This is a genomic window from Prosthecobacter sp. (assembly GCF_029946185.1).
Lineage (GTDB): Bacteria > Verrucomicrobiota > Verrucomicrobiia > Verrucomicrobiales > Verrucomicrobiaceae > Prosthecobacter.
Window position 1 is genome coordinate 40,303 of sequence record NZ_JAQSEA010000101.1, and the last position, 12,630, is coordinate 52,932.

A 12,630-nucleotide genomic window follows, 5' to 3' on the forward strand; every position below is an offset into this window, starting at 1 on the left:
CCGACCGACCACCATGAAATTCATCATTTCTCTCTGCTTCATTGTTTCAACTTCGGCGCTTTGCCGTGCTGCATCTCCGGAACACCCGAACATCATCGTCATCTATGCCGATGATCTTGGCTACGGCGATGTGCAGTGCTACAATCAGGAGCGCGGCAAGATTCCCACGCCCCACATCGACAAGCTCGCGTCGCAGGGGATGCGCTTCACAGACGGGCACTCGTCATCCGGTGTCTGTACGCCCTCGCGCTATACGATTCTCACCGGGCGCTATCCCTGGCGCACGCGTTTGCAAAGCGGCATCGTTGGTGTGTTTGGGGCACCTTTGATCGCACCTGAACGCATGACCATCGGCACGCTGGCGAAACAAAATGGCTACCACACCGCCATCGTTGGCAAATGGCATCTTGGCTGGGACTGGCCCATTGCAGCGGAGAAGAAGATTTTTTTCCAGGGCGCAGGCAAAAAGGGCAGCAACGATGAAGCACCGGTTCCCACTGGCGAACACATCGCCGCATGGCGAGATGTTTTCACCAAGCCCATCGCCGGGGGACCGACCACACGCGGATTCGACAGCTACTTCGGCACCGACGTCCCGAACTGGCCGCCGTATTGTTTCATCGAGAACGACCGCACCGTTGGCGTGCCCAGCGCGTTCCTGCCGTCTGGAGATTTCGGAGACCACCGCGCCAGCATGCAAGGCCCTGCCCTGCAAGACTGGAAGCTCGAAGGCATCCTGCCCGCGCTTCGGGATCACGCAGTCTCCTTCATCGTGCACGCAGCAAAGACATCCGAACCGTTCATGCTTTACCTGCCGCTCACCACGCCTCACACACCGCTGGCGGTGAATGAACCGTGGAAGGACAAAAGCGGGCTCAATCGCTTTGCCGATCTGGTGATGGAAACGGATGCCGTCATCGGCCGCGTGCTTGACGCACTCGACAAGAGCGGCGCGGCGCCCAACACGCTCGTCGTATTCACCAGCGACAACGGCTGTGCGCCCTACATTGGTGTGGAAGATCTCGAAAAGATGGGCCATTACCCCAGTGGTCCGCTGCGCGGCTACAAAGCGGATGCGTGGGAGGGCGGTCATCGTGTGCCCTTAATCGTACGCTGGCCCGGCCATGTGAAACCAAGCAGCACCTGCGACCAGCTCGTTCATCAGGCCGATCTCATTCGCACTTTTGCCGATATTCTCGGAACAAAACTACCCGATACGGCAGGTGAAGACAGCTTCAGTCTGCTGCCACTCTTGAACGGCGAAGACAAGGCGATCCGCAAAAACGCCGTCAGCGTTTCAATCAATGGTATTCCCGCCATTCGCTCAGGGACCTGGAAATACATCGCCGCGCCGGGGTCCGGCGGCTGGGGCAAGGGCGGCGATCAAAGCCAGCAGGTTCAGCTTTACGACCTCGCCACCGACATCAGCGAAACCAAGAACCTCGCCGCCGCGCAACCGGAGCGCGTCGCTCAGATGCAAGCGCTGCTCGAACAACTCATCACCGAGGGCCGCAGCACGCCAGGTGCACCGCAGAAGAACGATGTCGCGGCGAAGCGTTTCCCGGCCAAACTTGCCACTCCAAAAAAGGCGAAGGCCAGCAAATAGCACCCGAATTTGTCGCCATTGAACGACTTCTGTCCCACCGCATCATCATTTTTTGTCCGGTTTTACTCCGGTCTGCGAGATACAAAAAACCGTTCAATCACGTTTGCTCCGTCCATTTATGACCAACCTAGCCGCTGTACTACTCACCCTGTTCTCGCTCGCGACCTTCGCGACCGCCGCACCACTCGTCTTTGAAGGCAAGGAAGGGCCGGGCAAGGGCAAGCACATTGTCTTCCTCGCGGGAGATCATGAATACCGTTCCGAAGAGTCGCTGCCAGCGCTTGCGCGAATGCTGGCGAAGCACCAGGGCTTCAAGTGCACGGTGCTGTTCGACATCGACAAAGAGGGCGACATCGTGGCGGGTGAAGTCGCGAACATGCCGGGCATGGAGGCGCTGGATTCGGCTGACCTCGCTGTCGTTTTCCTGCGCTTTCAGCAGTTCCCGAAGGAGCAGATGAAGCACCTCGATGATTACCTTGCCCGTGGTGGTCCGGTGATCGGGCTGCGCACGGCGACGCATGGTTTCAAGACGACGAAGGATGATCCCTTCGCGAAGTACTCGTATGACAGCAAGGTCGCGGGCTACGAGCTGGGCTTCGGCCATCAGGTGCTCGGGCAGACCTGGGTGGGCCACTACGGCACCAATCACAAGCAGAGCACGCGCATTGCCATTGTGCCGAACAAGGCGGCGCATCCAATCCTCCGGGGTGTGAAGGACGTCTGGGTGCAGGCGGGCGGCTACGTGGGCAAGCCGATCGATGGCGAGATTTTGACAATGGCGCAGCCGCTCAATGGCATGACGCAAGATTCTCCCGCGGATGCCACGAAGCCGCCGATGCCGAGCGAGTGGACGCGTACTTACAAGGGAGCGAATGGCAAAGCGGGGCGTGTTTTCACGACGCTGTACGGCACTTCGGAAGACATCACGAACGAAGGGTATCGTCGCATGATCGTGAACGGCATCTTCTGGGCACTGGGCATGGAAGACGCGATCAAGCCGGATCTGAACATCGCCTTCGTGGGCCCATTCAAGCCGAACACTTTTGGCGGCGGCGCGTATGCGCGTGGCATCAAACCGGAGATGTATGCGGGCTGGGACAGCCCGATTCCGGCGAATGCTAACACGAAGAAGCCTGAAGCGAAGGCGGTCAAAAAAGCCGAGTCCTCAAAGCCTGCTGAGACTGCCAAAGTTTCGGTCGTGACGGGGAAGCCGGCGCGCTATGTGCGGATCGAGATTCCTGGAGATAAGCGCTGCCTGCAAATCGCGGAGATTGAGGTGATGAGCGGCGGCAAGAATGTGGTGAAGGGCGGCAAGGCTTCGCAATCGACAACGGCCATCGGTGGCGTGGCGGAGCGGGCCTTGGATGGCAATAAAAGCCCGGACTGGAGCAAGGGTGGCCAGACGCATACGAAAGAGAACCAGCCGAATCCGTGGTGGGAGGTCGATCTGGGCGCCAGCCATGCCATCGACACGATCGGACTGTGGAGCCGCCAGGGCTTTTCGGACCGTTTGGGCAACTTCACGCTCCAGTTGTTTGATGAAGCGCGTAAGCCGGTTTTTGAGATCAAAAACGTCGCCGGACCGGAGTCGATGGTGATCGATGTGAAGAGTGGCGGCAAGACGAGCTACCTGACCTATGAAGGCAAGCCGGGCAAAGCGGTGGCGAAGTCCAGCGGTGGTGGTGCAGCGCCTGTCAAGGAGCCTGAACTGGTGGACGTGCCTGCGGACTACAAGGACCCGGCTTCATTCGCTTTTAGCAAAGGTGATGTCGTGGCGATCCTCGGCAATGCCCTGCCTGACCGCATGCAGCATGATGGCTGGATGGAAACGCTGCTGCAAAGCCAGCTTCCAGAACTTCAGGTGCGCTTCCGCAACATGAGCACCAGCGGCGATCGTCCGAACAGCTACCCGCGTAGTCCCGGTGCTACGCATATGACGGACTACCTGCGCCATGTGAAGGCGGATGTGGTGTTCGGTTTCTTTGGCTACAATGAATCCTACGACAACAAGCTGGAGGAGTTTCAAAAACAGCTCGTCGAGTTCGTAAAGAAGACGCGCGGCAGCAAGGCGAATGGCAAATCCTTCCCGCGCATCGTGCTCTTCAGCCCCATCGCGCATGAGGACACGCACAATGTGAACGTGCCGGATGGCAAGGCACACAATGCGCAGCTCGAAGCTTACACGAAAGCCACCGAGGCTGCGGCCAAGGAAGCGGGCGTGGCGTTTGTGGATCTATACCATCCATCGCTGGAGTTGTTCAAAGCCGCGAATGAACCACTGACGATCAATGGCGTGCATCTTGGCATCGAAGGTGATCGCCAACTCGCGGAAGTGATCGCGAAGGCCCTGCTCGGCAAGGCGGTGAGCACCTCACCCTCCATGGAACCGCTGCGGGAGGCCGTGGTGGACAAGTCCCTGCACTGGTACAACCGGTACCACGCCTCCGATGGCAACGACGTGTGGGGCAGCCGCTCCACGCTGAGCTTTACCAACGGCCAGACCAATGCCGTCGTGCTGCAGCATGAGCTTTCGATGCTCGATGTGATGACGGCAAATCGGGATGAGCGCGTGTGGGCACGTATCAGCGGTGGCGACAAGAAGATCGACGACAGCAATGTGCCGCAACCCGTGCCGGTCATCTCCAACGTGGGCGGCGGCAGCAAGAGCAGCAACGCGCAGAAGGAAGGCATACTGAAATACATCAGCGGCGAAGAGGCGATCAAGCACATGGCGGTGATGAAGGGTTTTGAAGTTCATCTGTTCGCCGATGAAGAGCGGTTCCCGCAGATCGCGAACCCAGTACAGATGCAGTTTGATTCCAAGGGCCGCCTGTGGGTCGCTGCGTGGCCGACCTATCCGAAGTGGGAGCCGCTGAAGGAGATGAAAGACGCGCTCGTCATCCTGCATGACGACAACAACGACGGCAAAGCAGATCGCACCACGGAGTTTGCCCGTGTGCAAAATCCCCTCGGCTTCGAGTTCTGGAATGGCGGCGTGCTCGTCACGCGTCAGTCAGAGATTCTTTTCCTCAAGGACACCGATGGCGACGACAAGGCGGACGTGGAGACGATCATGCTCACGGGCCTCGACAGCTCTGACTCGCACCACGGCGCGAACAATCTCATCTACGGCCCCGATGGCGGCCTGTACTGGCAGAGTGGTGTGTTCATGCAGCACAATCACGAGCATCCGTGGGGCCCTTCGCTGAACACCGGCGCTTCCGCCATGTATCGCTTCGATCCGCGACGTTTCACCATCGCCAAGCACGCAGACAATTCTCCGAATCCGCATGGCACCTCGTTTGATTCCTGGGGCTATCAGTATGCCACCGACGGCACGGGTGGCCGTGCGTATCAGGTGCGCCCCGAAGGTAATGGCTTCAAGATGTATGAATTGCTGAAAAAGGAAGTGCGACCTGTCACGGCCAGCGAGATCGTCAGCAGCTCCCACTTCCCTGAGGCCATGCAGGGAGACTTCCTCATCTGCAACGTCATCGGTTTCCTTGGTGTGAAGCATTACCATCTCGAACGCGATGGCGACAAAGGTACGGTCTGGGGCGAGCCTGCGGGCGATGAACTCAGCGTGAAAGTCACGCAGGCTGACGGCACCGTTACTGAAGAAACCTCACGCGGCTTTCTCATGAGCGGCGACAAAAACTTCCGTCCCAGCGATGCGGTTTTCGCACCGGACGGCTCGCTGTATCTTAGTGACTGGCACAACGTCATCATCGGCCACATGCAGCACAACGTGCGTGATCCTAACCGCGACCACGCCCACGGCCGCGTCTATCGCATCACCGCCACGGGTCGCCCGCTGCAAAAGATCGTGCCCGTGGAGGGCCTGCCGATCCCTGCGCTGCTCGAAAACCTCAAGCACCCCGCCGACGGCGTGCGCCACCGCACGCACATTGAGCTCAGCGAGCGCGACACCAAGGAAGTCATCGCCGCTACGAAGACATGGATGAAGCAGTTTGACGTGACCAAGAAGGAAGACGCGCATCCCCTGCTCGAAGCGCTGTGGATTCATCAGCAGCACAACGTGCGCAATGTGGAGATGCTCGGGCAGTTGCAGAAGTCGCCTGAGCTGAATGCGCGCAATGCCGCCAACGTCGTGCAGCATCTTTGGTTCAATGTCGAAGCCTCCATGCACGGCGGCGTCATCGCCGCTGAAGTGGAAGAAAAGACGGAGAAGTCCGGCGTGCTTAGTGACACGCCTGAGCTCACCACCATCCGCGTTGGCACCCTGCCCGAACGCATGATGTATGACGTGAAGGAACTCAGCGTGAAGGCCGGCAAGAAGGTGAAGCTCACCTTTGCCAATCCTGACTTCATGCCGCACAACATTCTGCTGGTGAATCCCGGCAAGGTGGATGAAATCGCCATGCAGGCCATGGCCCTCGGTGCCAAAGGATTCGAGACCGGTTTCATCCCCGAGAACAAGGACATCCTCTGGCACAGCAAACTCCTCGACCACGGGAAGGAAGAAGTCATCGAGTTCACCGCTCCCACGAAGCCTGGCGACTACCCCTATGTCTGCTCCTTTCCTGGGCATTACATCATCATGCGTGGTGTGATGCATGTGAAGTAAACCTGTCGCAGCTCTTAGTTAGGCCCGGAAATGCGAGTTTTGTAGCACCCTCACCTTGCTCGGTTTTACCCCGCAATGTGAGGGTCTTTTTTTCGTTCACTCAGTTCTGAATTCTATGATCAAATCTGCCACTCTCTTTCTCGCTTTGGCCACCAGCGCTGTCGCCGCAGACCCACCGGCAACGAAGCCGGAAAAGCCGGTGAAGAACTATTCGGCTTCAGTGAATCCGCTGGATGCGAAGAATACGGACACCGGCAAGCCGCCACCGCCTGAAGATCCGGCGCTGGCGAAGTACTCCATGGATGAAAAATCGGCTCCGCTGCCGAAGGTGACAGGAGCGGTGGATACGGCGCTGCCGCTGGTTCTTCAGCAGGGAGATCACGTCGTGTTCATCGGCAACACGCTGTTTGATCGCGGGGCGCAGTTTCCGCATTTCGAGGCGATGCTGCAAAAAGGGCAGGCGGACAAACAGCTCGTGGTGCGCACGCTGGCATGGTCGGCGGATGAGGTGGATCTGATGCCGCGACCGACGAATTTTGGAACGTTGAACCAGCACCTGTGTGCGCAGAAGGCGGATGTGATCTTTGCGGCGTTTGGCTTCAATGAATCGTTTGGTGGGTTGGGGAAGCTGGCGGATTTCAAGCTGAGGCTCACAGCGCTGGTGCAGGAACTGAAGACGCATGCCTACAACGGCAAAGCGGGGCCGCGTGTGGTGCTGGTGTCGCCGATTGCGAATGAGAATGTGAAGGGTGCTCCGGCGGCGGATATGAACAACGCCCGGCTGGCGGCCTACACGCAAGCGATGGGAGAAGTCGCGGCGGAGCAGAAGGTCGGCTTTGCGAATGTGTTTGAGCCGATGCTGCCCGCAATGAAGGGGCTCACCTTCAACGGCGTGCATTTGGAGGACAAGGGGTACGGGGTGTTTGGCGAGGCCTTGTATCGTGCGACATTCGAGGTCAGCGCGCCGGAGACGACGCCCGAACTGCGTGCGGCCATCGCGGACAAGAACCGGCAGTTTTTTCAACGCTACCGGCCGCTCAACGGCTTCTACTACACGGGTGATCGTAACAAGGACTACGGCTACCTCGATTTCCTGCCCGCGATGCGGAGCTTTGATGTGATGGTGGCGAATCGCGATCAGCGCATCTGGGCCATCGCGCAGGGGAAGAGCTTCGCAGGCAAGAAGGTGGATGATTCCAATGTGCCCGCGATGCCTGAGACCAAGGAAAGCAAGGGCGCGAACGAATGGATGACGCCAGCGAATGAACTCGCCGCCTTCAAGGTCGATCCGCGCTTCGAAGTGAATCTCTTCGCCAGCGAAGAGCAGTTCCCCGAGATCGCGAACCCCATTCAGATCCGCTGGGACACGAGCGGCCGCATGTGGGTGAGCACATCCCAGGCCTACCCGCATCTCTACCCCGGCCAGGAGCCGAAGGACCGCCTCGTCATTCTCGAAGATACGGACAACGATGGCCGCGCTGACAAATCGACGGTGTGGGCTGACAAGCTGCATATCCCGCTGGCCTTCGAGTTCGGCGATGGCGGTGTGTATGTCTCTGACGAGCCGCACCTGACCTTCCTCAAAGACACCGATGGCGATGGCAAGGCGGACTTCAGCCGCCAAGTCTTCACAGGCTTTGGCACGGAGGATTCGCACCATGCGCTGCATGATTTTGTGTGGAGCCCGGATGGCGATCTCATCATCCGCGATTCGATTTTCCTGCACTCACAAATTGAAACCGCCTACGGTCCCGTGCGGCTCGACAACTCCGGCTGGTTCCGGCTGCGAACCGACACGCAAAAGCTGAGCACCTTTGGCAGCTATCCGAGCACGAACCCGTGGGGTGTGACTTTCGACGACTGGGGCCACCACATGGCCAGCCATCCCATTTTCGCCAGTGCGTTCCATGCGACGAATCCACCGTATCCCGAGCAGCAGCCCGGTGCTGGCAAACTGCCCGCGTATTCCGGCACCTGCGGGCAGGAGTTCATCGATTTCGATTTCTGGCCGCAGGAGCTTCAAGGTGGTTTCCTCAAGGCGCGTTACAAACCCACGAACAACATCGAGATGCATCAGTGGATCGAGATGGACGACCACTATGAGGAAAAGAAAATCGGTGATCTCATCTTCTCCACCAACCTCAGCTTCATTCCCACGGATGTGAAGGCTGGCCCACGTGGTGACTTCTACATCTGCGACTGGTACAATCCCATCAAAGGTCATGCGCAGTACTCGCTGCGTGATCCGCGCCGCCTGCGCACCAGCGGCCGCATCTGGCGCATCGTGCCGAAGAGGGCCAAGCTCGCCGAACCGCCAACAGTGGCCGGTGCTCCGATTCCCGCGCTGCTGGATCTCTTGAAGAGTCCGCACTACCGCTGGCGCTACCAGGCCAAGCGTGAACTGCATGAACGCTACGCCGCCGAAGTCAAAACGGCCCTTGATGCTTGGGTGGCCAAGCTCGACCCCAAAGATGCCCGCTTTCGTCATCATCAGCTCGAAGCCCTGTGGACCTACCGCACCCTCAGCACCGAGAACCGCGCCCTGCTCAGAGAATTGCTCAAATGCGACGAACACCACGCCCGCGCCGCCGCAACGACTCAACTGCGCTACGTGGCTCTGTCTGACCGTATCGAGCAACTTCGTGCCCGTGCCAATGACGACAACGGGCTCGTCCGCATGGAAGCTGTCATCGCTGCAAGCTACATCGGCACACAGGAAGCGCTGGATGCCGTGCTTGAGGTGCTCGACAAGCCGATGGGCGACCACCTGACCTATGCAGTCCGCACCGCACTCGGCAGCGAGGCGCTTTCACGCCACTGGAAGGCCAACGAGAATCCCAAGATCACCGCGTTCATGGACACCTTCGCGGCGAATTACAAACGCAGCCCCTTCGAGAAGAAAAAGACCGCTGAGGAAACTGCTTTCGACAAGCAGCCCGGCGTTGCTAAAATCACCATCAACTGCGTGCGCGAGCGCATGCTCTTCGATAAAACCGAATTCAGCGTGAAGGCCGGTCAGCCCGTGAGTCTCGTCTTCAACAATCCCGACGCCACCGCGCACAACCTCGCCATCTGCCAGCCGGGCAGTGTGGAGGAAATCGGCCTCGCCGGTAACGAAATGGCAAAAGACCCGGAAGGCATTAAAAAGGACTTCATCCCGCAGACGCAAAAAATTCTACACCACACCAAGCTGCTCAATCCCAACACCGGTGAAACCCTGCGCTTCACCGCCCCCGCCGCCGCAGGGGACTACCCCTACCTCTGCACCTTTCCCGGCCACTGGGTCATCATGCGCGGGATGATGCATGTGAAGTGAGGCGGCCCCTCAGATTTCTTTCGGCTTCTTCTTCGCCGCTTTCTTTGCTGCGACTTTTTTCTTCGTGGCCCTCTTCACTGTTTTCTTTGCGACTGGCGGTTCCGGCATCATTTCTGCACTGAGGTCGATGCCAAAGATCGCCGAGAGATCGGCTCCGGCCAGGTCACCGCTGCTGGTGGAGAGTTCTGTGATCGCTGCGCTGCTGGCGTTGGACAGCAACTCGGCCTGATCCACGCCGCGCAGGGTGAAGAGCAGTTCCGGCTTCGTGTCGAGCTGTACGCCCACGCCATAGAGCACGGCGGAAACATGCTTGCACATGTCCGCATGGTCGGGACAGGAGCAGTTGAAGTGAATTTCTTTCGGTTTCGGAAACAAGCCGCCGTCCGGATCGGTGAGCACCTTCATCAGGCCATCGCCTAGTTTCCCTGTGAGAAGATCCAGCATGGAGCCCACCTGACCGGCACTGGAGGTTACGATCTGCTTCCACTGCTTTTTCGGCAGTGGCTGAATGACGATGCTCGTGTCATACAGCTCTGATCCCGCCACCACCGCACTCAGCTTTCCCGGTTCGATCTCCAGATCGTACACCTTGCCCTGCCGGAGATAGCTGCGGCCACGCGGCAGCCGCGATTCATAGTCCTGATACGACTCCAGATTCCTGCACCAGGCCAGCCCCCAGAATGTCGTGCTCAGCTTCTTCTGTCCCGCCGGAGCCGGCAGCACCTCAAACTTATCGCCACGCTTCTTCCGCTTCGCGATCTCGCGCTGCAGCCGCTTTTTTTGCTCTTCGACATCTTGGTAAGACCACCACATGAGTGGGTTTTTACACGATAGCAGAGTTCACATCAAGGGAGACAAAGCGCAGCAACTACGCCGCCCCTATGTCTGTGAGCATTTTTTCCGCGCCGCCTGCATAGGTCCAATTTTCCAGTTGGACACTTAACACTCTGGGATACAATCTCGCCATGACAGTGACTCTGCCCGATGAACCCGGCCTCGCGCTGTTTCGCGAGGATCAGCTTCGGCTGGAGCTGGCTTGTGCGCTGTATGCTTCACGTGGCGTTGCGAAAGGCCTGGCGGCGCGGCTAGCGGGAATGGAACTGGATGCTTTTGAGGAGGAGCTTCATTCCCGTGGCGTATCCATTGGCTGCAAGCCTGCTGACCTCGATGCCGATCTGGCCGCACTCGATCACCTTCTCAAAAAGTGATCGTTATCGCGGACACTTCCGTGCTTTTGAATCTGGCGTTTCTCAATCAGGAACGCCTATTGCCAGCTTGGTTTGAAGCTGCCTGCTTTCTGCCAAATCACCCCTGTTGCAGAAGTTCCTGCCAAGCTGGTGTCCGAAGCACGATTGGATGCCGGCGAGGCCGAGGCGCTGGCTCTCGCGATCGAACTAAAAGCTGACGCCATTCTACTGGATGAATCCGCCGCCAGAGCGGTCGCGAATGAGCTTGGCATGCAGGTGATCGGGACTTTGGGGCTGCTCCTTCGAGCCAAGCAGGAGGGGCTCGTCAACGAGGTTGCGCCGTTGTTGCGCAAACTCATCGTCGAAGGTCGTTTTCGCGTATCACCAGCATTAGTACATGCCACGCTCCAACGAGCCGGGGAAATTCCCTGACAGCGCATGTGCTATCACACGACAGCGGAGTTCACATCAAGTGCGACCAAACTCAGCAGTTCTTCAGCTCCCATGTCGGTCAGCAGTTTTTCGGCTCCGCCGTCACCGGTGATCAGGTCATGGGCGAGGCTCATCTTTTCTTCGATCAATGCGTCAATGCGTTCTTCAATAGTGCCCTGGCAGACGAATTTGTGAACCATAACGTTCCGCTTTTGGCCGATGCGGAAGGCGCGGTCGGTGGCCTGGTTTTCGACGGCGGGGTTCCACCAGCGGTCAAAGTGGATGACGTGGCTGGCGGCGGTGAGATTGAGGCCGGTGCCGCCGGCTTTGACGCTGATGACCATGAAGGGCGGACCGCCGGGCTGCTGGAAGGATTCGACCAATTGCGGTCGCTTCTTCACCGCAGTGCCGCCGTGCAGGATGAGGCCCTCGCGGCCAAAGACGGTGGCGAGGAAGCGGGCGAGGGGATCGCAGGTTTCTTGAAACTGAGTGAAGATGAGTGCGCGCTCGCCGCGCTCGGCGAGTTCGCTGCAAATTTCCGCCAGACGCGTGAATTTGCCGCTGTCTGCGGGGTTCCACGCACCATCGCCATTCCAATGGCTGGGATGATTGCAGATCTGTTTGAACTTCAGCAGGAAGCCGAGTACGAGGCCCTGACGTTTGATTGGCTCCATCTCCTTGTCTGCGAGCATTTTCGCGAGTTGATCGACGAGCTTCGCGTAGATTGTAGCCTGCCGTTTAGTGAGGCCGCAGAAGGCTTTGGTTTCGATTTTGTCGGGCAGGTCGCTGATGATGCTCCTGTCCGTCTTCATGCGGCGCAGGATGTAGGGTTGCACAAGCTTGCGCAGCGGTGCAAAGCCGGTGCTGCTTTTGGCGCAATTTTTCACCGCAGATGCAAAGGCGGCGGAACCACCGAGCAGACCGGGATTGAGGAAGTCGAAGAGGCTCCACAGATCGCCAGGGCGGTTCTCCACGGGCGTGCCAGTTAAAGCAATGCGTGTGGTGGCTTGCAGGCGTTTCACAGCCTTGGTGCTGCTGCTGCCGGGGTTCTTAATGGCCTGGGCCTCGTCGAGAATGACGACGCTCCATGGGTGCTGCTGCCATGATTCGGTGCGCTGGAGAAACTGGTAGGTGGTGAGCATGGCATCAAAACCCCGCAGAGCTTCGGGGGGATGCTGCACCGCATGGTCGAGTGCTTCACGGGAGGTCTGGGATGGATGTGCAATGAAGAGTTTTAGGTCGGGGGCGAACTTTGCCACCTCGGCCTTCCAGTTGCCAACCAGCGAGGCGGGCACGATGAGCAGACCGGGCGCTTTCGATTCTTTTTGTCGGGCGAGCAGCAGCGCGATGACTTGCAACGTTTTGCCCAAGCCCATGTCGTCCGCCAAACAGGCGCCGAGGCCTAAACGGGTCATGAATTGCAACCAGGCGAAGCCTTTGAGCTGATATGGACGCAGGGTGGCGTGCAGATTCAGCGGTGCAGGTGCTTCAGAAGGGTTTC

Annotated in this window: 7 protein-coding genes; 5 read left to right on the forward strand and 2 right to left on the reverse strand. The window is 58.8% G+C overall.

The annotated features are described in order from the left end of the window. Positions 1 to 13 precede the first annotated feature (13 nt). The 3 genes from PSV43_RS07785 (at position 14) to PSV43_RS07795 (ending at position 9,510) form a co-directional block, all read left to right on the forward strand. Positions 14 to 1,606 carry an arylsulfatase gene (locus PSV43_RS07785; protein WP_300195248.1) on the forward strand — a complete coding sequence of 531 codons (1,593 nt, stop codon included), beginning with the start codon at positions 14 to 16 and terminating at the stop codon, positions 1,604 to 1,606. A 118-nt stretch (positions 1,607 to 1,724) separates the two neighbouring features. Then, the gene (locus PSV43_RS07790) at positions 1,725 to 6,194 is read left to right on the forward strand and encodes a PVC-type heme-binding CxxCH protein (RefSeq protein ID WP_300195250.1); all 4,470 of its coding nucleotides are present in this window, start codon (positions 1,725 to 1,727) and stop codon (positions 6,192 to 6,194) included. Between the two features lie 115 nt (positions 6,195 to 6,309). Beyond that, a complete protein-coding gene (locus PSV43_RS07795) occupies positions 6,310 to 9,510 on the forward strand; it encodes a PVC-type heme-binding CxxCH protein (protein WP_300195252.1) in 3,201 nt (1,066 codons plus the stop codon). Between the two features lie 9 nt (positions 9,511 to 9,519). Here PSV43_RS07795 and PSV43_RS07800 read toward each other — a convergent pair whose 3' ends face one another. Beyond that, the gene (locus tag PSV43_RS07800) at positions 9,520 to 10,323 is read right to left on the reverse strand and encodes a hypothetical protein (RefSeq protein ID WP_300195254.1); all 804 of its coding nucleotides are present in this window, start codon (positions 10,321 to 10,323) and stop codon (positions 9,520 to 9,522) included. A 152-nt stretch (positions 10,324 to 10,475) separates the two neighbouring features. Between PSV43_RS07800 and PSV43_RS07805 the strand changes: the two genes are divergently transcribed. Then, the gene (locus tag PSV43_RS07805; RefSeq protein ID WP_300195256.1) at positions 10,476 to 10,718 is read left to right on the forward strand and encodes a UPF0175 family protein; all 243 of its coding nucleotides are present in this window, start codon (positions 10,476 to 10,478) and stop codon (positions 10,716 to 10,718) included. Positions 10,719 to 10,790: 72 nt separating this feature from the next. Further along, positions 10,791 to 11,129 carry a DUF3368 domain-containing protein gene (locus PSV43_RS07810; protein ID WP_300195258.1) on the forward strand — a complete coding sequence of 113 codons (339 nt, stop codon included), beginning with the start codon at positions 10,791 to 10,793 and terminating at the stop codon, positions 11,127 to 11,129. A gap of 14 nt (positions 11,130 to 11,143) precedes the next feature. Here the strand turns inward: PSV43_RS07810 and PSV43_RS07815 are convergent. After that, positions 11,144 to 12,630: DEAD/DEAH box helicase (locus PSV43_RS07815; protein ID WP_300195260.1), on the reverse strand; the 1,487-nt coding region annotated here is incomplete at its 5' end.